The organism is Flavobacterium pisciphilum (assembly GCF_020905345.1).
GTDB lineage: Bacteria > Bacteroidota > Bacteroidia > Flavobacteriales > Flavobacteriaceae > Flavobacterium > Flavobacterium pisciphilum.
This window is the reverse complement of sequence record NZ_JAJJMO010000001.1, coordinates 3016545-3037935: the sequence shown is the minus strand read 5'-3', so window position 1 is coordinate 3037935 and position 21391 is coordinate 3016545. Positions and strand designations below refer to the sequence as shown.

Genomic DNA, 21391 nt, shown 5'->3' with positions numbered 1-21391 from the left:
TATGGAAAGGAAGAAATTTAACAGAACATTCAACACGTTTTCGGATTCTGATAGTGCTGTAGATAACTATTTAAATAATAATAAACGTGTTGCTGAAACGCCAAAATTGGAAAGCGAACAATCCCTTTCGGCAGAAATGGAATTGATAATGAAGCGCAAGCGAAGTATGATTTTAACCTTAGCTACCAAAACAGGCATAAAAGAACCGGATAATTGGACAAAGTTTAATAATTGGATGAATAACTCATCAATTCATAAAAAAGCGCTTAACGCTTATAATTATGACGAATTAGACGAATTGATAAAGCAGTTTAGAGCATTAGAAGCAAACTATGAAAGTAGTGCTGAAAAGACCGGAACAAAAGCGTGGCATCATGCTACAGGTATTCCAAAACCATCTACAAACTAAAAAAAAAGCCCTAAATATTTCTATCTAGAGCCTATTCAACTTGGCGGTTGTGTGGCTCCAAAGATAATATAAATGGCTTATAACAGAGAAAATTTTTTAACAAAAGTTTTGAAAGTTCAGACCATTGTTTTGCATCACCGCAAACAAGGTCTGTTTTTCAAAGAAATTTTCTATAAGCATATTGAACATGAATTTCATATTAGCAAAAGAACCTTCGATACTTATTTAGGCATTAATGCTAGGAAAGAGCTAAGAGAATTACACGAAAATAAATCAGAAAACGAACAATTAACCCTTTTTTAAATGGAACATGAATTAAAAATTCATCCTGAACACTACAAAAATGTACTGTTGGGATTAAAGAAAGTAGAAGTCCGAAAAAATGATCGGAATTATCAGGAATACGACATTCTTATTCTTAATGAATATGACCCTAAAACCAAAAAATATACCGGTTGTCAGGTTATCCGAAAAGTAGATTTCATTGTTAAAAACATTGAAGGATTAGACCCTCAATATGTGGTATTACAAATGTCAAAACCTTTATAATATGAAAGTAGATTTAAGATTATCACACGAAGCAATAACAATCATCACAGCAACATTACAGCCTATTTATAATTCAAAGGCTCACACAAGACGGGAAAAATCAACTTTATCAATAGCCTTGGATGTTGTAACAATATTGGAAAGCAAGTTTAGTAAGTTAAAGCTTAAAACCGACTTACTTAATACGAAAACAAAGGTAAAAATATCGTTTAAATAACATGAAGCTGATATGTTAGAGCTCTTATTAATACAGGAAATAAAGGGTGTTGAGGATGTTTATATTAGGCGACAAATTCAAAAAACAATTGATGTTTTAAATCAAAAACTTGCCTAATGCATACCAAAACAATACCTAAAAAAGGCCTCAATAAAACAGAATCGATTTTTGAATATGAGGCAAGATTAAAAAGAGAAGCTCTCGAAATATCAAAGAATTTCATACACACAAAACCAGTTAAGTACTTATTAAAATAAGAGAAAATGGAAGAATTTATAACATATGAAGTTACGTTTATTGAAACGAAGGAAAAATGGATATTTCAGTATAGAAAATCGGATAAAATCCTGCACTGTTTTATCAATTTAAAAGGTTCCAGTTTTATCAATTTGCTTCGAAAACAGACATTTCCTGAAAATGTAGAAATGATAGAACAATGGTCTAAGTTTAGAAAAATAGTAACTATTGAGCTGAAGCTTGAAGATTATTCTTTTGACGCTTTTTGGGAAAAATACGAACTCAAAAGGAAAAAAGAGTTATCACAAAAAGCTTTTGAAAAACTTGATTTAGTGAGTAAAATAAAATGCTTTACGTCGCTAAAAAATTACAATGAAGATTTAAAGAAAACAGGACAATCAAAAGCGCACATGGTAACATGGATTAATCAAAAAAGATATAACGATGAGTATTAACATCTTCAAAAAAGTATAATAAATAAACGGTATTACTGAAAACCGTAATTAAATTACTAATAGTTCAAATAAATTTACACAATGGAACAAATAACAAAGATTTTAATTGAAGCAGAAAAAGAACAATCCTTTTTAAAGGGATTGTTTTTTGGTTTTCTATGTGGCATGATTTTCGTTTTAGTATTATTTCTTATATTTGATAAGAATTTACAACATTTAGCACTATAAAAATGAAAAAATTACTACTTACATTACTTTTATTACCCACACTTTTAATAGCCCAAAACCGTCCAGATTGGGATTATGATGTTCAACAGCCAATTAGTGTAGATTTCCCCAATAAATTGCCTTTTTATAACGAGTATTTGCCATTACAAAACACCTATTATGAGTTGAATATTTCGCTTAATAATATTCGTAAATTAGTAACGGATAATTTAAAAATGAATCCAAAACAAAGTGCACCAAGTGGAAACGGATTTCAGTTTGAAGTTTACACCAATCCAACACACAGAGAGCCGCTTAAAGTAAAATATAATACTTTTAAGGCTTATGGTTTGGAGGTAGTTAAATCAATCGAAATAAACGGAGATTTTAATGATGTTGCAACATTATTTGTTTATTTGTACGATACCAATTTTTCAACAAATGAAACACCGTCAAATAAAGCCACAAAGAATTATAAACAAGATTTTGCAGTGTTCACGGTTAATCCTAATGGAAAAGCTTCTATTGTAATATCAAACACAAAATACAATGACAACACAACTGATTTTATAAAAGATTTTAATATTGCAAAAGAAGCTATAAAAAGTTGATCTAATCAAACTCATACTTTAGATTTCCGTTTAAATCTATTTTATCATAATCACCCGCTTGGTATTTATCAAGCGGGTTTTTTCTTCCCTTAAAACTACATTCATAAGTCAATAAGTAGATATCTACAATGCTATCCATTTTATGAAAACCTTCAGAAACAATTTCAGGTTTTCCGGTTTCTTCGCTTTCGATAGTTCCGGCTATGCTATCGATGATTGCCACGTAGTCCAGGAACTTTAAACCAAGCTCTCTATTTAGTGAAATGTTTGAAGTATCACGCAATTGCTCATAGCAACAATAGAAGGTAATTGTTGCTGTTGGGGGCTGTGTTTGGTAATCGACATCCCAATCCACCAATATTGCAGGCTGTGAAAAAAGCTCGAAATTTTCTTCAAATTGTTCCTGACCGGCATACAGATCAATATACTGTACCGGACTGATGTTTTTATCAAGAAACTTTTGTTTGTTTTCTACCTTTTCAAAAGTTTCAATTGTTTTTTTATAGAATGTATTCATATTTAAACGGGGTTTAAACTATTTTAAAATTTCATTTATTTCCTTTTGGACTAATCTCTCAATTCTTCTTAAAAGCAATGCGGACTCACCGATAAAACGCCTTTCCGGTATTGTCATTTTTCTTTTTCTTCTGTGTGCTTTTACCGTTTCAGTACGTCCTTTGCGCTTTCTGCTATGCGTTTTTACTGTGATTGTCTGGTTAATAACCGCACCTTCATTATGTACTTCAGCATAAGGAACATCAGTACCAATTGTTACACTATTCCTGGTCACCTTTATTTTTCTAATCGAACGTTTCAAACGTCCAGACTTTACCATTAATGAACCACGTGCAGCAGCTTTTTTTTGTGCATCGGTATGCCATTCAGGTGATGGTTTTCGAGGTTTCCAACGACTAACACTTTTATCAACCCAATTTTTACGAACAAATCTTTCCTTACTGAAATTGACCGCTTCAATAGCGGCCATTTCAGGGAATCTTTTGTAGAGCTTTGATAATCTGTTAAGTTTAACTATAAAATCCTGCATACTAAGCTGTTTCAGCGTTAATCATTACACGTCTCATCATTTCTTTAAACCACGCTTCGACATCATCTTTGGTCATACCTTCATAAGCACTTTGAGCCACATTTATTCCGCCTTTATTGAATGAGTCAATACGGATATCTATTTTACGTATTTGATTAGCAGAACCGGCAACTCTGTTTAAATCATCGCCTTGTTTTTTCTTTTTGCCATCGGGAGCTAGCTTGCCATCAATAACCGGCGGTTTTAATAACGGGCTTTGTGGTTTGTTTTCTGTTGCTGATTTTGTAGCTGTTCTAGCAGCTTTTTCTCCTGGTGTAACTAGATTGTTTAACTCTCTAAATTGTTTGATTTTATCAAGGCCTTTTTGAGCTAAACCAGTCGGATCTATTTTTGCAGCTAATTCCAAAATTTGTTGTAATGGCTTCAATAAAGCATCTAATAAAACAAGTCCTATTCTTTTTAAGCCTCCTATAATTCCATCAGTTTCGAAAGCCTTTTTAATGCTTTCCCAATGATCATAAACTGATTTAAAAGCACCTACGACCATTCCAATTGGCCCCAAAAATAACATTAACGCCGCTCCCCATTCGTCCCATTTATTTATAGCGAGAACAATAATTCCAATTAAAGCAGCGATTCCGATAACAATTAAACTTACTGGATTGGCATTTAATGCAATGTTCCAAAGCCATTGGGCTGCAGTAGCAATTTTGGTTGTCCATCCAAGCGATTTCATAATGTCATACATACCGCCAAATAATCCTGTAATTTCGTTTATAGTGCTTGCACCTGAACCAAATGCTTCAATTGCCGGCATCCATGCACCCACTCCATCAGCTATTGAAGTTTGTAAATTAGCTATCCATGTTTTTAAACCTTCATCAGCTTGTTTAAACGATTCTATTTTGTTAGGGTCAAGTTCCATAGTTCCCAACCCTAAAATAAAACTCATTCCCGCATCTTCACCAGCCCCTTTAAAAATATCTGTTAAAGCTAATTGCTTTGCCTGAGCTGTTGCTCCTTCCATAGCTTTAGAAATCATTTGAACGGCCTCAAATGAAGTTTTTCCGGCTAAATCTTTTACACTTAATCCGATACCTTTTAAAGCATCGACCTGAGTGGGTCCCATTTCTTTAAGCGATAAATTAGCCTCCTTAATAGAATCAATTGCCTTATCTGAAAATATGCCCTGTTTTCCTGCATTAGACATGATGGCTAACATTTGTGACGCATCTAAACCAAGCTCTCGAATTTGCGGGCTGTATTCCTTAAATTGGTCAAGCATATCTCCATTAAGATTTGCACCTTTTTGATAACCGGCTTCAAGTATGGCTAAATTGCTTTCAAAAGTTCCTCCAAGCTGTTTGGTCATTGCATTGGCAGATTTTGCAATTTCTAAGCTGTCCTCACCATAAACCTTACTAATTTGATGTACTTTTTTATTCACTTCCTCTAAATTGCTCACATCCATTTGCTGTAAAGCTGTCTTAGTATTATTGATCTCTTTAGTAAAGTCTAATGATTCGGAAACCTTGTCGAATAGTTCAGACATTTGATTTATCTTAACCGGGTCAAACGCTTCGCCAATATTGGAAAAAATTTTAATTTGTGACATGTTAAAACTTTTTAACTTGCCTTCCATTTTTTCTGTGGCACTAGAAAGCTTTGCCTGAACCTGAGATAATTTGTTATTAAACATCTTATCGCCAAGCTCCATCATCAACTCTAATTTTGATTTTTTAGCCATATTGTTATTTTTTTATATCTTTGTACTATCAAGTAAAAATGATGCCTCTAACATTAGCGCTCACTGAGATAAGGAATACATAGCGTGAAGGGTTCATTTAATTGAGGGTGTTATTTTTTCGAGTTCCTAATAAGAAGACCTTTGCGCAAGTTTAGGTCTTCTTTTTTTGCTTCATACCACGTTTTAACTTCTAGACCTTTGTTCGACATTTCGCAATCAATTACTATAATTTTATCATTGTAAAACTTCAAGTACCTGGACTGAAATTTGCCGTCTAATTTATCCTGAGTATTATACCAAACTTCGTCAGGTTGGTTCAATATATCTTTGATATGTGGGAATAGTTGATGTCTGTTTTCGTTCGGTTTTATATACTTTCCTTTTGTATGAAATTCAAAATTCTTTTCAGCTAAAACCATCTTACGACCATAGTAATCTTTAAAACCCATAAATGCCCCGGATTTATCCTTTTTAAACAGTTCCTTTACGTTTTCTGTTGTAATGCTTTCGTCAAGTGAAATAGTGTTTAAATCAGATTTAAATTCACTCCATTTAGGTAAATCATATTTATCGAACGTCATATCATTTAACTTTTTTGGAAGTCCTTTTATATCGCTGTAGAATTGAGATTTAGTAAACACTTCTTTCAAATCACCACGGTTAAGATTGAATTGACTTTTTGACCAGTTCGCATTTTCAGCGTCAAGCATTTCCTGAGCTACTTTACCGCTCATTACTTCGCCTGCTTGTGGAGTGCGATTATATTGTATAAACTCACAACGACAACCCGGACCATTTGGCGGAAATAACTTCATAGCTTCACGATCACTTAAATTGAAAATTTTACCATCCAATTTAGCGTGTTCATTTCGCACCTTAGAATCTCCTGCAGTTTGATATTGAACGTACGATGTAACTGTATCCTTTTCAGATAAAAATCGTTGATATGCTGCTGAATTTTGACCGACTGCAACCGATAGATTATATTCAGTTGTTAAATAGTTTTGATTTAAATCTTTGATTTTTTCATTAGCCAGTTTCTTAAAATCAGCTTCTGATCTGATTTGGTTTTTCTCCTGGTCAATTAGCAAATCGGTCATTGTAGCTAAACGTGCTTCTGTCTTCGATGCTGAAAACTCAAACAAGTTATATTCCATCATTTGATAGGCTAAGGAATCCGGAGTATTGTAACCGGTAATTGCGCCATAACCGGATTTTAAACCTTGTACTAATTGTAAAGCTTCTTCAACAATCAAATTACCTTCAATGCCTTTAGTATCTTCGTTTTTCCAAAGGGCTTCAAGTAGTCTATTAGTTAAATCCTCTAAGTTTTTTGGCTTAGCTACAGCTGTTGGAAATTCGTATCCAGGGCAACATGTCGAAACTGGATAATTTGGCATTTTAAATAATGCTACAGCATTACTCGTATTCTCCGTTAAAGTTGGGTTGGGGCTTTTTTTTTTACCGATAATAGGGATGCTAAAAGTTTTAGATAGCCATTCCTCGTCAACATCATATTCCTCCATAAAGCCTTTAACGATTTCCCAAAATTTATTTAGATCAATTTCCTCCTTGCTTTCAATCCATTCAAATTCGTCATCATCAGAAATGTAGTTATAGCCTTGAATTTTCAATAAGGTCAATAGTTCATCATTGATATTAAAGCCTATATCTCTACGGTCGGATTGACTAATTTTGAAATCTAATGAGCGTTCATGTACTTCTGTGTTGGAACGATTTGCTTCATTATTTCCAATAGTATTAGAACCAACCAAAACACCCGAAATTTCAGTAGTATTGTGTTCAATAAATTTTGAGTAAACATTGTAAGCATCCGTTCTGTTGGCCTCATCAAACTTGACAGTTGTTCCTTCAGGAAATACACCCACAGAAGCTTCTGCTAATGCTAACAATTGCTTTTCAACATTATCAATATGTGCTGCATTATTGTTATTTGTGGTAGCAGATATTAAAGGCATTCCAAATTTTTCACAAAATTCAGCCCAAGCTTGTGCTACATTTTTTTTCCAGATAAGATTGGGAATGATGTTATTTATAAGACCTAAAGAATCATCTTGGTTTAATTCCAAAACCCATGGCTTATTTTCTTCAGAATCATATTGAATGAAAGATTTGTCTTTGGATAAATCAGGGTAAAACCTTTTCTGACTAGGAACTAAATTTCTAGATGGCAAAACAGATATTTTAATTCTTTTGCCATTAAACTCTAAAAATTCGAGTAATCTTGTTCCGAAAATAATAGCGTCTAGTTCAAGACTCAGATAACGATAAAACCATTTCTGATTAAAAAGCTTAGTGGCCAATTGGTTTATTTCTCCCGTCTTACTATTTCTTATTTGAAATCCAACACTTAACGTAGCGGTCTTTCTAAGAATTACATTTTTCACAAGAGTTCCGTCTGTTTTTAAATCATCTACTAAATCAAAATAACGATTATACCTTGGTGTGTCAATATGGTCGATTGCCATAAGTGCTGTTCTCCAAGATTGGATATCTTTTCTACTTCTGTCTTTATATGCTTTTGCAACTTGCATAATGATTGCATCCGCACGCTTTACTGATTTTACAGGTTGAGTGTCAGATTTTGCAACGGGCGAAAAAAAGCCCTTATTTCGGTTGTTAAGTAGTTTGTTTGTATTCTTTCTCATAAAATATATAATTGTGCCTTAGAATTGAGTTTAAACGTGTTTTAAATTACACTCGCTACCATTTGTTATTAGAAGCTTTGTTGTTACTTGATAATCTAAAATTGTCTTTAACTTCTCCTGTAGTTTCGTCCTTGATTAGTGGAAGGTCTGCATAGCCTTTACCTTCTGCTATCAATTTGAGCCATTCCATAACATCTTGATATCGATTGTTGCGATGTTCAGGAATCTTATTTGGAGCAATTGAACAATATAAATGGTACAATGCACAATCAATAGTGATCATCACAATATGAGCGTTTCGGGTGTCAATTTGATTGCCCGGGTTTTCACCTTCAACAGGTTCTAAAGGAGGTGTAAAAATCAATCCTACATCATAACGCCCCGCTAAATAGTTTTTGATTTGAGAAATCGCCATTTGCTCAGCGCTTAAAAGCTTGGTTTCACTATAATTTTCAAGTAAAATGTTTTTAATTTCGGTACGAATTAGTACGGCGTAATCACTATCTTTTATAAATCGGCTCATCTAAAATCTGTTTTTTTTGTCTTTTAATAAATCTTTTCGGCTAGTGGTTTTTGGTTCAAATTTGGTTACGAATGTAATTTGGTTTACTTTGGATATTCCGGACTGAAAGAAATCTGGGCCATCATCGTTAGCTCCACTTCCTTTTTCAAAAGCGTACAACTGATCTTCCATAGTTTGATAGTCATTATTTCCTCTGTATTTGATATTAAAAAATACATTTCGTCTCTCAAAATATCCTGCCATACTTTCTATACGGTCGAACTTATCCGTTTTACTTTTTTTATCTGCAGTAACTGGAATATACCATCCACGCTCATCGCCTTCAACATCAAAATCATTTACAAAATCATCCATTGCAAACAATCCTTCAATTTGATATGTAATGTTATAATCTAGTAGCTTGTTATCTTCAACAAGATCGTATAACCACTGAGCTAATATCTTACGTGAAGACTTTCTTAAAAAGCAAAATATCAAATGAAACTCACGTCCCTTTTTCCCAATCAGTCCCATTCCTTTATAATCTCCCGCTTCTTTATAAGATAAATCCCCATAGAAACACAATCCTTCATACTGATCAAGTGATAACATTTCTTTGTATTGAATGTATTCCGGTTTGAAAATTTCTCCATCTTGAATGTGTACGTGCATGTATTCACGCATAAAGGAACGATAGGGAGTTTCTTCAAACTTGGTTCGCCAATATTCGGAATCTGTTTTTTGTGGCCATGAAGGTTCAAATGTGTGTAAATCCAAAACTGCTTTAGCTGTAACTACAAAGTGTTTAATTTTACGTCTAGCATCTTGTGCCTTTACATTTATTCTTTCAAACTCTTGTTTTAGTTGGTTAATAATGGTGTTTTTATGAAAGTTGTTGTTTGCACAGACGAAGCGTTTACGTTTTGAACCTTCGTCAAAAGTTCCTTTTAAATCCTCCCAAACCCACTCATAAGCTTTACGTGATCGTTTTTCGTTGTTACATAATTCTTTGCTGTCAACGTCATCAATCACAATGTAATCTGGTCGTTCCGCTTGTTCTCTTAAACCACGAACTGACTGACGAAAACCACGACTAACGAACTTTACACCATCAATGGTACTAAAATCACCTTCAGACCAATCACCATATTTATAGCGACTGCCATAATCATTTAAAAGTCTTTGATTGTATTGCAATTGAGCTTGAATATCAGATATTAGTTTTTTCCCTTTATCGACTGTTTGACCTATTAAAAGCATGAAAAACAAATCTTTTGTATAGTATAAGTAAAGCGGAATTCCCATGTCAGCATGAACTGACTTTGCACCTGAACGATATATTTCAAGCAGAATATCAATAATTTTATTATTGATGATCAAATCAGCCATTTCGATATGATAAGGGGCGCAAGGAGCTTTAGCATACATAGGGAAGTAATGCTCAAACCATCTAACATAGTCCTCTTCAAGATTTTGGATACGTTTGATTTTATCTGCAGGCTTTTCATTTATGTTAATCGTGGTCGCTTGACCTACCTTTCTACAATGCTCCTCGTATTGCTTAAGTATTTTTTGTAATGCTGGAGTCATTAGCCTTCAAGATTAATTTTATATAATAAAAATTGTTTGTGCCATTCAGTAAATAAGATTGCTGTTTTTGGGTCTTGATCTGCCATCCAGTTATCAAATTCTTTAAAAACGGAAAAGACCACTTGAACGCTAATTTTATCGGAAAGACTTTCAATCACCTTATTAATTTTTGCTAAAGCATCAGCATCTACTTTCGATTTTTCACCACCTGCTACAAGAATTAGCTCTTTTAATAAAATCTCTTTAATCTTATGTGGCGAGGCCAACATTTCAGCACGTTTATCATCCCAAGACTTTTCTCCTTCTTTTCCTTTTCTCCATTTTGATAATGTTTGTTCAGATACGTCTAATTGTTCAGCAATAGCTTTTGCCGTCATTCCGTCTTCAACAAACATTCGTTCGGCCATTACTTTTTTCGCCTGATTTGTGAGCAAACTTGACATATTTTTATAGTGTTTTAAATGCAAACTTCCTTATAAATCAAGGTGTAAACTAAAATTGTTGCAACCCTTGCGAACTATTTTTTATAACGTGTTTTATCATCACATCTTTGCTTCAAAGTTTTAAAAATGAATTTTTTAGTTAAGCAAAATACGATAACCGCATACGGTCAAATTTGGGATGGTGATGGAATGGAATTCGTTTCTATTTTTTCTCAAATGGAAGGACAATACAATGATATTGATGTAAAGCTCCACACTTATGGAGGTTCTGTGTTTGACGGAAATCTTATATATAACACTATTCAAAACAGTAAAAATGTTAACAATATTGACATCATTGGTATAGCTGCTTCGATGGGTGCAATAATCAGTCAGTCCCGCAAAAAGAAACCTCGTATGGTACGAAATGGATATTTGATGATTCACGCCCCATCTGGTAGTACCCATGGTAACGCAAACGACCATGAAAATACTGGAAAGCTTTTAAGGTCAATTGAAAAAAACTTCAAATTCCTTTTAGTTGATAGCACTGGTAAATCTGAAAGCTATGTTTCTAAATGGATGACAGGTGATAACTGGTTCGATGCCGAACAATCTTTGAAAGAAGGTTTAATATCTGAAATTATTGAACCGGAAAGCGATACGTTAATGGCTAATCTTAATCCTAAAGAATTAGGTGCTCAAGGGATGTACTACCAATTTACTGCATTATTAACGGAGAAAGAAACCTCACATATAAAATTAGACAACGATATGAAAAAACCAATTATTGAAGCCTTGGGTTTACAAGGTGTAACTGCTGAAAGTTCAGACACAGCTATTATTGATGCTGTTAGAAATCACTATGAAGGTAAAATAACAAAAGCGGAAGCCGATGTAAAAGCAGCTAATGAAAAAACTAAAGCTTTAGAAGAAAAATTAGCTATACAAGGAAAAGCTGCAATTACTGCAGAAATCGAAGCTGCTAAAAAAGCGGGTAAAATTACACAAGACCAAGTGGCAACTTATGAAGGTATTGCGACTGCTTCCGGTGTTGAAGTTTTAAAAACTGTTTTAGCAGCTATTCCGGCACGTCAATCTATTACAGGTCAAATGCAAGGTAATGGAGGTAAAAATAATGCTCCTGTAGGTCGTGAAAACTGGGATTTTGACAAATGGCAAAAAGAAGACCCAAAAGGTTTTGAAGCTTTGGCTAAAGAAGAACCGGAAACGTTTCAGGAAATTTTAAAAGCCAAATACAAAAAGTAAAAAGTAAAAAATCATTGTTCAATAGGCTTGGCGGCGTAGTTAAACAAAAACCAAATTTTTATTATGAAAAAAAGAAAATTATCAATTGTAGCCATTATAACTAACTTAATTTTAGCATTAGTTGTAGGCTTGCTTATGAGTCCAGTTACAGGCTTTAATCCCTTAATTGTAACAGCTGTCATTTTTTTAGGTGGCACTGGTTTACAGTTTTTTGTTCCTTCCTTTTTTGCAGGTATTGCGATGGAAGGTGTCTATCGTGAAATATGGACTGGCCAATTAGTAGAATCCTTTCAGCCGGAACTTGATGCCTCGTTCTTAAATGAAATCCCTGACGAATCCAGACACGTACAATCTTCTGTAGGAGGCGAAAATCAAGTAATCCATTTAGTTGATATTGGTGCTGATCCTGAAGTGCTAATTAATAATACTACTTATCCAATCGGTTATAGTACTTTGACTGATGGTGATATTGCCTTCCAATTGGATGTTTATGACACTGTAGCTACAAAAATTTTAGCTACCGAATTATATGCTATCACTTATGATAAGATTGAAGTAGCAAATAAAAAGCATAAGAATGCGATTTTGGCGAAGAAATTCGGTAAAGCGATTCACGCTTTAGCTCCATCAGGTCATACAAACGATACTCCTGTTTTAGGAACTACAGGAGCTACCATTTCAGGTAAGAAAGTTTGTTCTGTTGATGATATTATTGCATTAGCAGGTGCTTTAAGTGATGCAGGAGTTCCTGACGATGGCCAACGTATTTTAGTGTTGAATTCTAAGCACGTTACAAGTCTTTTGAAAGAAGTAAAAAACTTTTACCAAGATTATGCTAATGTAGGTACAGGACAACTAAAATCTTTGTTATATGGATTCAAAGTGTATGTGTATCACAATATGCCTTTCTATTTGGCATCTAATAATACTAAAGTAAGTTTTGGTGCTGTCTTTAATCCTGCAACTCATAACGTAGCATCAGTAGCGTTTTATGCTCCGGATATGTTCAAAGCTGAAGGTGCTACACAAATGTACTACGATGAGCCAAATACTCAAACAAGATTTACGGCTCTTAATTACAATCACAGATACTTAGTAAGTCCTAAAAAAGCACGTGCAATTGGTGCTTTAGTAACAACAACTGTATAATTTGAATTTATTATGAGTATAGAAACTTTTAAGCAAGCAGCTGCAAAGCTGTTTGCTTCCACAACACATCAAATACTTTGGGCTAACGTTGAAAACCCAAATCAGGAATTTTTCACTTCTGAAAATACAGGAAGGTTAAGTCTTAAAAAAGATGAAAAACTAACCAAGTTCGAACGTCCTGAAGAAAAGGTAATAATCGAAGCTTCGACTTCTGAAAAAAAAGAGTTAAACGCTAATGATACTATTACTAAAATAAAAGCAGCTACTTCATTGGAAGATATAAAGGAGTTTGAAAATGATGAGCGTAAATCGGTTAAATCGGTTTATGGTTGGAAAGTAAATCAACTTACGGCTGGAACTACTTCTGCAGTTACAGGAAACGGAAACAAAGACACCGACAATCAAAAATAAATTTAAAACCAATTTAAACAATGGCTGATTTAGATGCTGTAAAAATAAAAAAAGGCAAAGTTGGTGCCAATAGACAAAATAATGATAGACGTGTATCGGCTATCATTATAGGGTCACCAGTAATTCCTGCTCTCGCATTCAAGAAAACTGTTACATTTTATGGTTTGTATGATGCTGAGCAAAATGGAATAACCGCTGAATTTGATCAAACAAATAACGTAAACGTATATCGACATGTACGTGAATTTTATCGGATGGCAGGTGAAGGAATTCCGTTAAACTTTATGGCAGTTTCTCAAACGGAGACTTTAAAGACCATTGCTCAAGATACTGCAGGCGATAAATTAAAACGTTTATTGATTGATTCAGATTATAAAGTTCGCCAATTGGCCATCGCTTTAAATCCAATTGCAGGGCCAATTGTACACGTTGACGGTTTAGCTCCTGATGTGTTTGGAAGTATTCCGTTAGCTCAAGGAACTGCAGAATGGGCTTATGATCAATTTATGCCTACTCACATTTTCGTAGAAGGTTACAATCTTAATGGACTTGCTTCAGTTGTACCGGATTTAAGAGACATTGAAAATGTAGAAGCTACAAAAGTAACATTGGTTATTGGTCAGGATTGGCAATATGCAGAAACCAAAACAGGTGATGCAAAGAAATTCGCTGACGTAGGAACAATTTTAGGAGTTTGTGCTGCTACTGCTATCAATCAAAATATTGGCGACAATGAGGCTTTCAATTTAATGGATAGTACAAAGTTAGCATGGATGGTTCCGGGATTGTCTAACCACAAAACCAATAAAGAAGTGTATGCAGAATTGCAAACTTTTGAAGATAAAGGCTACGTATTTGGGGTTACTTATCCTGGTCTAGCAGGAATCCGTATCAATAACGACCACGTTTGCGCACCTATTAAAATAGATGCTGAAGGCAACATGAATGAGCACACAATTGCTTACGGTCGTGTTATGGACGACTGTTCAAGACAGTTAAGAACCGCTTACCTGCCTAAAGTTAAAAAAACATACCCGGTAAATGCTGCAGGTAAATTACCTACAGGCGTCCGTGTTAGTTTAGAGACAATTGGAGATAATATTTTTACAGATATGCGAAATGCTGTAGAAATATCTGCCGGAAAAACAACAGTTGACCCTGATAGTGATCTGTTGGTTGCAAAAGAGCTTAAGGTTTCTTTTGATATACAACCTACTGGTGTACTTGGATTTTTGAACGGAACTATTAACCTTAAAGCAAAACAATAATGGCTACAATCACAAGAAACGGTAAAGCCTATGATAGTGCCGATGTTGAAGTATTTATAAGTGGCGTTCCTATTGAGGTAACATCAGCAACTTATGGAAACGAACAAGAACATCAGTTGAACTATGGACTTGGTAATGATCCTTCCAGTTGGAGTCAGGGAAAAAAAACACCTAGTGCCTCCATTGGTTTAATGATGCATGATATTGTTCCGCTAGAATTAGCTGCTAAAGGAGGAAGCATCTTAAATATTCAACCATTTGATGTTATTATCACTTTCACAAATGAATACAACATCATCGTTACAGATAGACTTTTAGTCAAATTTCAAAACGAAGGCCGTGAAGTTACTGGCGAAATGGGGCTTAAAAAAGAATACACAATGTTCGCTCTTAAGGTAGATTTGAACGTAGCAGCATAATTACCAATTCATTTTCATTTCATTTTTCATTAAGCCCTCTCATAAGGGAGGGCTTTTCTTAAATCAATTTTAAACAAACAATATAATGGCAAAAACAGAAAAAAAGACAGTAAGTCAAGAAACAATTGATAAAGTTGGCGGAGCAGATAAATTAAGACGTGTTGATTTACCACTGGATGATGATGGTAACGAAATATTAGAAGTTGTTGTCTGTGTTCCTGATCGTAGAACAATGGGACAATATCTGAAGTATCAAAATGTCAATCCTGCCAAAGCTCAAGATATCCTTGTTAAGAACTGTTTGCTTACAGATAAAGAGACTGTACTGGCAGATGATGCTTTATTCTTAACGTGTGTAAGTGCATTGGCTGAAATGATTCCTATTAGAGAGAACAAGATAAAAAAGTACTAGACGACTGTACGGGATTGATAGAAGATACTGATAAGGATATTGTTTTCAAAATTGATGCACTAATTAGTCATATTCTTCATATCCCATTCCCGGAACAGTTGTCTGATACGGTTTGGTCAGAGAAATATGCTCAAGTAAAATATTTAATTGATAAGGGCATTGTTGCCCCAAAACACGCATTGTAATGGCAGTAACGGACGCATACAAACACGTATTTAACGATGTCACTGCTTTTACTAAAAACATCACTATTGATTTGGTGGCACGTTATGGAGCAGCTTTCGGAATGATGGCAGCAGGAAAAGCAATTGAAAAGGTATTTGTTGAAAAACGCCAAGACCAGGATTATTCTTTTCAAACTTTCCCGCTTCAGGAGTCGAATGTTGAATATGTGAAAATGGTAATTCCAAACTTAGATCCATTAGAGTTTTCAGCAGTTTTGCACGGTGATAGAGGTAGTTTATTTGCGCCTCCACTATTAATGTCATTTTCACAGGAAAAGTCATTAATTGAGACTGAAGTAAATGACGATGACCCTATAGTAGTTGAACGTTGGGGGACTAAACCTTGGGATATCAACATTAATGGGTTGCTGATTGATTTAGAAAACAGAATTTATCCAAGTGATGAAATACGGCGCTTAAATCAGAACTGGATAAACAATGGAGTTGTTAAAGTCATTGGTAAACAATTTGAAGAAAAAGACATTGATAGTTTGTATTTCCGATCAATCAATTTTACAGGTGTAGAAGGTTACCAGGACACAATACAATTTACAATAAATGCAAGTTCAATAAAGGCCGTAAATTTTACGCTTTTGAAACCGAATAGTTAATGAATTATCTCTATCACAATATCAGTTTAAAAATAACAATTGCTGATAATTTAGAATTTAAAGTATGTCAATCTATTCGTATTGAATCGAGTGTTCAAGTTCTTACTAATACTGCTAAAATCGAGTTACCACGCGAATTTCGTACTGCAGTAGATGAAATGGGGAAAACGGTCAATATTTCCGGTAAATCCATTTTAGATTTTATGAAACGTGGCGATGCAGTGAAAATAGAATTTGGTTATGACGGTAATCTTGAAAATGAGTTTGAAGGTTACGTAACAAAAATAGGCGCTGAAATGCCTTTGCTTTTAGAGTGCGAAGACGAAATGTTTCAGATGAAGAAAGCTCCAAGAATAACCAAGTTCATAAAGTCCGGGAAATTGATTGATATCCTTAAAGCTGTATTACCCTCTAAATATTCCATTGAATGTAATGCAGATTACAGCATTGGTAAATGGTTAATCGAAGATGCGACTCCTTACAATGTTTTGGAAGAGCTTAGGGATAAAGCAGGAATCAGAGCCTACTTTAAAAATCCTACAACATTATGTGTTGGAATGATCGTTGACTTTAAAGCTGAACAAGTACATAAGTTCAATTTTAGTGAAAATGTAAGACGTGGAAGTAGTTTGAAATTTGAGCAAAAGGAAAGTAAACCAATCTTTCTAACCGTTGAAAGTAAACAAGCAAACGGAAGCGTTTTAAAAGTTTCAGTCGGAGAAAAGGGAGGTGACGAAAAGAATATGAAGCTATGGCCAAATATGACAACATCAGAACTTCAATTGTGGGCTAATAAGCAACAAACTAGCGTTTCTTATAGTGGCTTTGAAGGTTCTTTAGACAGTTGGTGTGTTCCTAGAACCAAACCCGGACATGCTGCACAATTGTACAGACCATTTTACAAAGACAGGCATCAGGATGGAAGATACTTTATTGAAAGTGTTACCATTGATGTTAACGGTTCTGAAGGTATTAAAAGAACGAATAATTTAAGTTACAGGCTATGAGTGAATTTGATGAGCTTTTTAGGCAAGTTGTAAGTGTCTCAAATAAGAATAAAGGCAAATTTACACTAATAGTTGGTACGGTTAAAAGTGTAGAAAATGACACTTGTACGGTTGATAATTACGAAGATGTTAGACTTAATGCCATAATTGAAAATTTAGAAAGTCAGTATACTGTCTATCCAAAGATAGGTTCTAAGGTCGTTATCGGACGATTAGAAAAAGAAGATAATGCCTTTGTTTTAGGAGTTTCAGAGATTGAAAAAGTGATCATTAAATTTAGTGATCAGTTATTCGAATTTAAAGGAGGAAATGTTACAATTAAAATTGGTGAAATGTTATTCGAAATGAAGTCAGGAAAGTTCGCAATCAAAAGCGGAAACATTAATCTTAAATCGATTTTAAACGATGGTTTTGAACAATTGAACAAAGCTACAATTTTGACACCTTCAGGCCCTGGGAAATTTTCAGCTGCAGATAAATTGGTATTTGCAGATTTAATGACAAAAACCGATCAATTACTAAGCTAATGGCATTAAACGATAACGAATTTAAAGAAGAAATTATAGCACTTCAGGATGAAATGATGGAAGCTACTGACTATGAAACTGCAAAAGTTATATATGCGGATAAATTAGTTTTGGCTGTAAAAAATTACATAACATCTGGTACTGTTTCCGTAACTGTTACTACAACCGGAACAGCTACGAATCATACCGGAACCGGAACCGGAGCAATAACCTAATAATGAGACAAGATATATTGAGAGACGAAAACGGCTATTTGTCATTTGCTAAGGGCGATTTTGCAATTGGCCATAGTGATCAACAACATGTTGAAGATATTTTAGACTTGCAACCAGGAGAATTAAAAGAATTTCCTTTAGCCGGTTTTGGAGCAATCAACTATATCAAAAAAACAATTACTGCAGATGAGTTTAAACGTGATTTAAAGATTCAGTTAAACTATGATGGTTACACCAATGCAACAATTGATACCAGTAATGGAATTGAAAATTTAAACATTGAAATATGATGAGAATAATAAATTATTTTTTTAAAGGATTTGGTTTTATGTCATTAGATGACTTCTTAAAAAGTGCATTTGGCTTCATTTATACTTCGACATCTATAATTAAAATCGATCTAATCTTGGCTTTTATATTCTCTGCGGTTAGTTTTTTATTTGGTTTCAATCATTTGTTTTTAATCGCATACGTTGTCTTGTTGGTTTCCGAATGGTACACGGGCGTCCAAGCTTCTTTAAAAAGAGGTGAACGGCATGAAAGCCGAAAGTTTGGAAGAATGATTTTAAAAATAGCAACATATTTAGTTCCGATTTATATCCTCAACACTTTTGCGAAAAACTCTGATTTTATTAAAATAATGGAATTAGAACTTGACCCTTTTTCATGGTTGTATTGGGCTGTTTTACTGGGTATTATTTGGCAATTGCTGGTTAGTCTCTTAGAAAATTTAGACAGTTTAGGGGTCAGATATGCTAAAACTCTTATCAGGATAATTAATAAAAGGTTTTATAAACAATTTGAATTAGATGACACAGATAATAGCCTTGAATAATCAAAACTTATTAGATGTTGCCATTAGACATTGTGGGACTGCAGAAGCAGTTGCAGAAATAGCAATTCTGAACAATATAAGTATTACAGATGATTTATATCCTGGACAACCTATTCGAATACCTGCAAAAGATTATGGAACTCAGGAAGTGATTAATTATTTCATATCAAATAAAATAGAACCTGCAACGGCTTTAACACAAGAACATATTTCATTGACTGAAGGTAATTCAGGAATCGGATTTTGGATAATTGAAAACAATTTTATAGTACAATAATAATGGCTAGAACTACTACGCAAATACATAACGGAATGTTAATGGATATCGCTTCAAATGAAGTGTTGTCTACTTATTTAACATCGAACAGTATTTATGCCATATTTAGATTGTTTACATTCATTATTGCTTCGGCAATTTCTATCCATGAAAGTTTTTTTGATACTCACACAAAAGAAGTAGATGAAAGATTTGCAAATGAAAAACACGGTACACTACCGTGGTACAGAACAATGGCTTTACGTTTTCAGTATGGTTTTACTTTAGTCCAGGACAAAGATTATTTCATAAATGGTGATGCTACAGAAGAGGAAATTGAAGCTTCAAAAATAATTAAATATTCAGCAATTAATGAAGCTGAAGACAGTAGTAGAGTAATCATAAAAATTGCAGGCGAAGTAAATGGTGAGCTTTCAGATTTTGAAGATTTTACTCAAGTAGAAGCAATCGAAAATTATTTTAAAAGGATAAAAATTGCCGGTACAGACATCACTATTATAAATTATAAAGCTGATCATTTGTATTTGAATTTGCAAATAAAACGTGATGCGTTGGTGTTAACGGACAATGGAATGAGCAAATTAAATGGTAACTACCCGGTTAATGAAGCTTTAAAAGAGTTTATGAAAGAACTCAAATTTAATGGTGAGCTACAGCTTTCTGCCTTGATTGATAAAATACAATTAGTACCCGGTGTTTTGGATGCAACATTATTAAGTGCTGAAAGTGCATGGATAAATCCCGAATTAGGTGGTTATGGAATTCCACAACCAATATTTATAGCAAAGGTAGCTGAGAGTGGTTATTTCAAAATAGTAACATATGATAATATAGCTTATGTGGTTTGATATCAGTTGGAACAAATTTGGAGTGCAAAACTTACCAATTAAGTGGCGTGAAGTTAATTCAATATCATTTTTAAAAGTACTACTCCAACCAATTAATGATTTGTATTACAAATGGAATAATTGGCGTATTGAGAACATTTACAAACTTGAACATACTGGGCAGGTTTGCTCTTTAGAAGGTTCTTTAAACGACAAATTTGACCCAATTGAAAGGCGAATTTATATAGGTGATGGACAGTTTTATGAAACCTTTTACATCTATACTCAAGCTGAACAACAGGATAGGTTTGCCAATACCGAAACTGAAGGGGAAACAATCCATTTGCGAACTGAATCTGAGACAGCTGATACAGGCTTGGATTTCATTGTGTTTGTACCGGAATTAATCTACAAAACACAAATCTATGCGTTACACGCACATGTTAAATTTTATAAAGCAGGCGGTAAACGCTACAATATTTTCATAGATGAATAAAACTAATTTTAATCAAACAGGTGGTTTTCCCTTAAAAACAGAACGACTTCAAGAACTTGAAACCTCATACTTGACCATGCAGTCTTTTGGAAACTTGGCGGGTAATTTAACAATTATTAGTGGGTGTGAACCTGTGGGCTCGAATGTTCAGAATGGTTTTGTTTTCATTGATGGCGAACTTTTAGAATTTCGTGAAGCTGTAGCTGCTGTGGGTTCAACAGTAATCATAATTGAAGAAAATATAGACCGAACTTTTGAAAACGGTACTGTAAAAACGGTTCATACGAAACGTTATGCAACATTTGGAACGGCCGAAACTTCATGGCTATGGTCAAACTTCAAAAAGATTGATCCAATTATTTCCCTTATGTCAAGAATGGCAATTTTAGAAAAAAAGGCAGCAGTGTTTCAAGCCGGGGGAGGAATGATGTTATGGAATAAACCCGCAAATCAAATTCCTACAGGATGGCAGGAAGTTGTAGACTGGCGTGGAAGGATGCCGGTTGGTCTGGACAACTCACAAACTGAATTCAATACAGTTGGTAAAATTGGAGGAAGTAAAACGAAAACACTGTTGGAAACGGAACTACCTATTATATCACCAATAAATGGAAGTTTAATTAAAAAAGGCGGAAGTTTTGGCGGGTCGACTGGATTAACTGTAGGTGATACAGGTACGGCAGATTTTGAACCGGGACAACTCATTAAACCTTTTGGAGGAGGGAATTCATTTTCACTATTGAACCCATATCGAGTAGTAATTTTTATTGAATATATAGGATAA

Annotated in this window: 30 protein-coding genes; 23 read left to right on the top strand and 7 right to left on the bottom strand. The window is 34.3% G+C overall.

All coding sequences use genetic code 11. The features are described 5' to 3' along the window. Nucleotide 1: 1 nt before the first annotated feature. From LNQ49_RS12860 to LNQ49_RS12830, 7 genes are all read left to right on the top strand, one after another. Nucleotides 2-409, top strand: coding sequence for a hypothetical protein (locus tag LNQ49_RS12860; protein WP_229989310.1), 408 nt, complete (start codon nucleotides 2-4; stop codon nucleotides 407-409). A gap of 72 nt (nucleotides 410-481) precedes the next feature. Beyond that, nucleotides 482-712: a hypothetical protein gene (locus tag LNQ49_RS12855; RefSeq protein WP_229989308.1), complete on the top strand. Its 231-nt coding sequence runs from the start codon at nucleotides 482-484 to the stop codon at nucleotides 710-712. Further along, the gene (locus LNQ49_RS12850) at nucleotides 713-958 is read left to right on the top strand and encodes a DUF3850 domain-containing protein (RefSeq protein WP_229989307.1); all 246 of its coding nucleotides are present in this window, start codon (nucleotides 713-715) and stop codon (nucleotides 956-958) included. Nucleotide 959: 1 nt separating this feature from the next. Continuing rightward, nucleotides 960-1175, top strand: coding sequence for a hypothetical protein (locus tag LNQ49_RS12845; protein WP_229989306.1), 216 nt, complete (start codon nucleotides 960-962; stop codon nucleotides 1173-1175). Nucleotides 1176-1438: 263 nt separating this feature from the next. Then, nucleotides 1439-1867, top strand: coding sequence for a hypothetical protein (locus LNQ49_RS12840; RefSeq protein ID WP_229989304.1), 429 nt, complete (start codon nucleotides 1439-1441; stop codon nucleotides 1865-1867). An 81-nt stretch (nucleotides 1868-1948) separates the two neighbouring features. Beyond that, complete coding sequence (locus LNQ49_RS12835) at nucleotides 1949-2095, top strand: hypothetical protein (RefSeq protein WP_229989302.1); 147 nt, start codon at nucleotides 1949-1951, stop codon at nucleotides 2093-2095. Nucleotides 2096-2097: 2 nt separating this feature from the next. Next, nucleotides 2098-2685, top strand: coding sequence for a hypothetical protein (locus tag LNQ49_RS12830; RefSeq protein WP_229989300.1), 588 nt, complete (start codon nucleotides 2098-2100; stop codon nucleotides 2683-2685). Nucleotide 2686: 1 nt separating this feature from the next. Here LNQ49_RS12830 and LNQ49_RS12825 read toward each other — a convergent pair whose 3' ends face one another. The 7 genes from LNQ49_RS12825 to LNQ49_RS12795 all read right to left on the bottom strand — a co-directional run bounded on the left by LNQ49_RS12825 (nucleotide 2687) and on the right by LNQ49_RS12795 (nucleotide 10681). Next, a complete protein-coding gene (locus LNQ49_RS12825; RefSeq protein ID WP_229989299.1) occupies nucleotides 2687-3202 on the bottom strand; it encodes a hypothetical protein in 516 nt (171 codons plus the stop codon). Nucleotides 3203-3220: 18 nt separating this feature from the next. After that, nucleotides 3221-3730, bottom strand: a complete 510-nt coding sequence (locus tag LNQ49_RS12820) for a phage virion morphogenesis family protein (protein ID WP_229989298.1) — start codon at nucleotides 3728-3730, stop codon at nucleotides 3221-3223. A 1-nt stretch (nucleotide 3731) separates the two neighbouring features. Beyond that, entirely contained in the window at nucleotides 3732-5477 is a 1746-nt protein-coding gene (locus LNQ49_RS12815; protein ID WP_229989297.1) for a phage tail tape measure protein, read from the bottom strand. A gap of 110 nt (nucleotides 5478-5587) precedes the next feature. After that, entirely contained in the window at nucleotides 5588-8146 is a 2559-nt protein-coding gene (locus LNQ49_RS12810; RefSeq protein WP_229989296.1) for a phage portal protein family protein, read from the bottom strand. Nucleotides 8147-8201: 55 nt separating this feature from the next. Then, on the bottom strand, nucleotides 8202-8669 hold the full coding sequence (locus LNQ49_RS12805) for a phage protein Gp36 family protein (RefSeq protein ID WP_229989295.1): 468 nt from the start codon (nucleotides 8667-8669) through the stop codon (nucleotides 8202-8204). Further along, a complete protein-coding gene (locus LNQ49_RS12800) occupies nucleotides 8670-10238 on the bottom strand; it encodes a hypothetical protein (protein ID WP_229989294.1) in 1569 nt (522 codons plus the stop codon). Then, nucleotides 10238-10681 carry a transposase gene (locus tag LNQ49_RS12795; protein ID WP_229989293.1) on the bottom strand — a complete coding sequence of 148 codons (444 nt, stop codon included), beginning with the start codon at nucleotides 10679-10681 and terminating at the stop codon, nucleotides 10238-10240. Before LNQ49_RS12795 ends, LNQ49_RS12800 begins: the two co-directional genes overlap by 1 nt. A gap of 126 nt (nucleotides 10682-10807) precedes the next feature. Here LNQ49_RS12795 and LNQ49_RS12790 point away from each other — a divergent pair, with 126 nt between their 5' ends. The 16 genes from LNQ49_RS12790 to LNQ49_RS12715 all read left to right on the top strand — a co-directional run bounded on the left by LNQ49_RS12790 (nucleotide 10808) and on the right by LNQ49_RS12715 (nucleotide 21391). Beyond that, entirely contained in the window at nucleotides 10808-11929 is a 1122-nt protein-coding gene (locus tag LNQ49_RS12790; RefSeq protein ID WP_229989291.1) for a Clp protease ClpP, read from the top strand. A 63-nt stretch (nucleotides 11930-11992) separates the two neighbouring features. After that, a complete protein-coding gene (locus LNQ49_RS12785) occupies nucleotides 11993-13078 on the top strand; it encodes a hypothetical protein (protein ID WP_229989289.1) in 1086 nt (361 codons plus the stop codon). 12 nt (nucleotides 13079-13090) lie between these two features. Continuing rightward, complete coding sequence (locus LNQ49_RS12780) at nucleotides 13091-13489, top strand: hypothetical protein (protein ID WP_229989287.1); 399 nt, start codon at nucleotides 13091-13093, stop codon at nucleotides 13487-13489. 20 nt (nucleotides 13490-13509) lie between these two features. Further along, nucleotides 13510-14757: a DUF2586 family protein gene (locus LNQ49_RS12775; RefSeq protein ID WP_229989286.1), complete on the top strand. Its 1248-nt coding sequence runs from the start codon at nucleotides 13510-13512 to the stop codon at nucleotides 14755-14757. Further along, nucleotides 14757-15176, top strand: a complete 420-nt coding sequence (locus LNQ49_RS12770; protein ID WP_229989285.1) for a hypothetical protein — start codon at nucleotides 14757-14759, stop codon at nucleotides 15174-15176. The genes LNQ49_RS12775 and LNQ49_RS12770 overlap by 1 nt, the downstream gene beginning before the upstream one ends. Before the next feature lie 85 nt (nucleotides 15177-15261). Then, complete coding sequence (locus LNQ49_RS12765) at nucleotides 15262-15588, top strand: hypothetical protein (RefSeq protein WP_229989284.1); 327 nt, start codon at nucleotides 15262-15264, stop codon at nucleotides 15586-15588. 184 nt (nucleotides 15589-15772) lie between these two features. Next, nucleotides 15773-16423 carry a DUF6046 domain-containing protein gene (locus tag LNQ49_RS12760; protein ID WP_229989283.1) on the top strand — a complete coding sequence of 217 codons (651 nt, stop codon included), beginning with the start codon at nucleotides 15773-15775 and terminating at the stop codon, nucleotides 16421-16423. Then, nucleotides 16423-17430, top strand: coding sequence for a hypothetical protein (locus LNQ49_RS12755; RefSeq protein ID WP_229989282.1), 1008 nt, complete (start codon nucleotides 16423-16425; stop codon nucleotides 17428-17430). Before LNQ49_RS12760 ends, LNQ49_RS12755 begins: the two co-directional genes overlap by 1 nt. Further along, nucleotides 17427-17957, top strand: coding sequence for a hypothetical protein (locus LNQ49_RS12750; protein ID WP_229989281.1), 531 nt, complete (start codon nucleotides 17427-17429; stop codon nucleotides 17955-17957). The genes LNQ49_RS12755 and LNQ49_RS12750 overlap by 4 nt, the downstream gene beginning before the upstream one ends. Continuing rightward, the gene (locus LNQ49_RS12745; RefSeq protein WP_229989280.1) at nucleotides 17957-18172 is read left to right on the top strand and encodes a hypothetical protein; all 216 of its coding nucleotides are present in this window, start codon (nucleotides 17957-17959) and stop codon (nucleotides 18170-18172) included. Before LNQ49_RS12750 ends, LNQ49_RS12745 begins: the two co-directional genes overlap by 1 nt. Nucleotides 18173-18174: 2 nt before the next feature. After that, a complete protein-coding gene (locus tag LNQ49_RS12740; protein ID WP_229989278.1) occupies nucleotides 18175-18462 on the top strand; it encodes an oxidase in 288 nt (95 codons plus the stop codon). After that, nucleotides 18459-19007, top strand: a complete 549-nt coding sequence (locus LNQ49_RS12735; protein WP_229989277.1) for a phage holin family protein — start codon at nucleotides 18459-18461, stop codon at nucleotides 19005-19007. Before LNQ49_RS12740 ends, LNQ49_RS12735 begins: the two co-directional genes overlap by 4 nt. Continuing rightward, nucleotides 18982-19284, top strand: a complete 303-nt coding sequence (locus LNQ49_RS12730; protein ID WP_229989276.1) for a hypothetical protein — start codon at nucleotides 18982-18984, stop codon at nucleotides 19282-19284. The genes LNQ49_RS12735 and LNQ49_RS12730 overlap by 26 nt, the downstream gene beginning before the upstream one ends. Before the next feature lie 2 nt (nucleotides 19285-19286). Further along, nucleotides 19287-20132, top strand: a complete 846-nt coding sequence (locus LNQ49_RS12725; RefSeq protein ID WP_229989275.1) for a nucleotidyltransferase — start codon at nucleotides 19287-19289, stop codon at nucleotides 20130-20132. Further along, nucleotides 20122-20607: a hypothetical protein gene (locus tag LNQ49_RS12720; protein ID WP_229989274.1), complete on the top strand. Its 486-nt coding sequence runs from the start codon at nucleotides 20122-20124 to the stop codon at nucleotides 20605-20607. The genes LNQ49_RS12725 and LNQ49_RS12720 overlap by 11 nt, the downstream gene beginning before the upstream one ends. Continuing rightward, nucleotides 20600-21391: a hypothetical protein gene (locus LNQ49_RS12715; protein WP_229989273.1), complete on the top strand. Its 792-nt coding sequence runs from the start codon at nucleotides 20600-20602 to the stop codon at nucleotides 21389-21391. Before LNQ49_RS12720 ends, LNQ49_RS12715 begins: the two co-directional genes overlap by 8 nt.

Excerpts from the sequence above, each read along its gene's own strand:
- LNQ49_RS12860 (WP_229989310.1), top strand. The coding sequence starts at position 2 with ATGGAAAGGAAGAAATTTAACAGAACATTCAACACGTTTTCGGATTCT.
- LNQ49_RS12855 (WP_229989308.1), top strand. The coding sequence starts at position 482 with ATGGCTTATAACAGAGAAAATTTTTTAACAAAAGTTTTGAAAGTTCAG.
- LNQ49_RS12850 (WP_229989307.1), top strand. The coding sequence starts at position 713 with ATGGAACATGAATTAAAAATTCATCCTGAACACTACAAAAATGTACTG.
- LNQ49_RS12845 (WP_229989306.1), top strand. The coding sequence starts at position 960 with ATGAAAGTAGATTTAAGATTATCACACGAAGCAATAACAATCATCACA.
- LNQ49_RS12840 (WP_229989304.1), top strand. The coding sequence starts at position 1,439 with ATGGAAGAATTTATAACATATGAAGTTACGTTTATTGAAACGAAGGAA.
- LNQ49_RS12835 (WP_229989302.1), top strand. The coding sequence starts at position 1,949 with ATGGAACAAATAACAAAGATTTTAATTGAAGCAGAAAAAGAACAATCC.
- LNQ49_RS12830 (WP_229989300.1), top strand. The coding sequence starts at position 2,098 with ATGAAAAAATTACTACTTACATTACTTTTATTACCCACACTTTTAATA.
- LNQ49_RS12825 (WP_229989299.1), bottom strand. The coding sequence starts at position 3,202 with ATGAATACATTCTATAAAAAAACAATTGAAACTTTTGAAAAGGTAGAA.
- LNQ49_RS12820 (WP_229989298.1), bottom strand. The coding sequence starts at position 3,730 with ATGCAGGATTTTATAGTTAAACTTAACAGATTATCAAAGCTCTACAAA.
- LNQ49_RS12815 (WP_229989297.1), bottom strand. The coding sequence starts at position 5,477 with ATGGCTAAAAAATCAAAATTAGAGTTGATGATGGAGCTTGGCGATAAG.
- LNQ49_RS12810 (WP_229989296.1), bottom strand. The coding sequence starts at position 8,146 with ATGAGAAAGAATACAAACAAACTACTTAACAACCGAAATAAGGGCTTT.
- LNQ49_RS12805 (WP_229989295.1), bottom strand. The coding sequence starts at position 8,669 with ATGAGCCGATTTATAAAAGATAGTGATTACGCCGTACTAATTCGTACC.
- LNQ49_RS12800 (WP_229989294.1), bottom strand. The coding sequence starts at position 10,238 with ATGACTCCAGCATTACAAAAAATACTTAAGCAATACGAGGAGCATTGT.
- LNQ49_RS12795 (WP_229989293.1), bottom strand. The coding sequence starts at position 10,681 with ATGTCAAGTTTGCTCACAAATCAGGCGAAAAAAGTAATGGCCGAACGA.
- LNQ49_RS12790 (WP_229989291.1), top strand. The coding sequence starts at position 10,808 with ATGAATTTTTTAGTTAAGCAAAATACGATAACCGCATACGGTCAAATT.
- LNQ49_RS12785 (WP_229989289.1), top strand. The coding sequence starts at position 11,993 with ATGAAAAAAAGAAAATTATCAATTGTAGCCATTATAACTAACTTAATT.
- LNQ49_RS12780 (WP_229989287.1), top strand. The coding sequence starts at position 13,091 with ATGAGTATAGAAACTTTTAAGCAAGCAGCTGCAAAGCTGTTTGCTTCC.
- LNQ49_RS12775 (WP_229989286.1), top strand. The coding sequence starts at position 13,510 with ATGGCTGATTTAGATGCTGTAAAAATAAAAAAAGGCAAAGTTGGTGCC.
- LNQ49_RS12770 (WP_229989285.1), top strand. The coding sequence starts at position 14,757 with ATGGCTACAATCACAAGAAACGGTAAAGCCTATGATAGTGCCGATGTT.
- LNQ49_RS12765 (WP_229989284.1), top strand. The coding sequence starts at position 15,262 with ATGGCAAAAACAGAAAAAAAGACAGTAAGTCAAGAAACAATTGATAAA.
- LNQ49_RS12760 (WP_229989283.1), top strand. The coding sequence starts at position 15,773 with ATGGCAGTAACGGACGCATACAAACACGTATTTAACGATGTCACTGCT.
- LNQ49_RS12755 (WP_229989282.1), top strand. The coding sequence starts at position 16,423 with ATGAATTATCTCTATCACAATATCAGTTTAAAAATAACAATTGCTGAT.
- LNQ49_RS12750 (WP_229989281.1), top strand. The coding sequence starts at position 17,427 with ATGAGTGAATTTGATGAGCTTTTTAGGCAAGTTGTAAGTGTCTCAAAT.
- LNQ49_RS12745 (WP_229989280.1), top strand. The coding sequence starts at position 17,957 with ATGGCATTAAACGATAACGAATTTAAAGAAGAAATTATAGCACTTCAG.
- LNQ49_RS12740 (WP_229989278.1), top strand. The coding sequence starts at position 18,175 with ATGAGACAAGATATATTGAGAGACGAAAACGGCTATTTGTCATTTGCT.
- LNQ49_RS12735 (WP_229989277.1), top strand. The coding sequence starts at position 18,459 with ATGATGAGAATAATAAATTATTTTTTTAAAGGATTTGGTTTTATGTCA.
- LNQ49_RS12730 (WP_229989276.1), top strand. The coding sequence starts at position 18,982 with ATGACACAGATAATAGCCTTGAATAATCAAAACTTATTAGATGTTGCC.
- LNQ49_RS12725 (WP_229989275.1), top strand. The coding sequence starts at position 19,287 with ATGGCTAGAACTACTACGCAAATACATAACGGAATGTTAATGGATATC.
- LNQ49_RS12720 (WP_229989274.1), top strand. The coding sequence starts at position 20,122 with ATGTGGTTTGATATCAGTTGGAACAAATTTGGAGTGCAAAACTTACCA.
- LNQ49_RS12715 (WP_229989273.1), top strand. The coding sequence starts at position 20,600 with ATGAATAAAACTAATTTTAATCAAACAGGTGGTTTTCCCTTAAAAACA.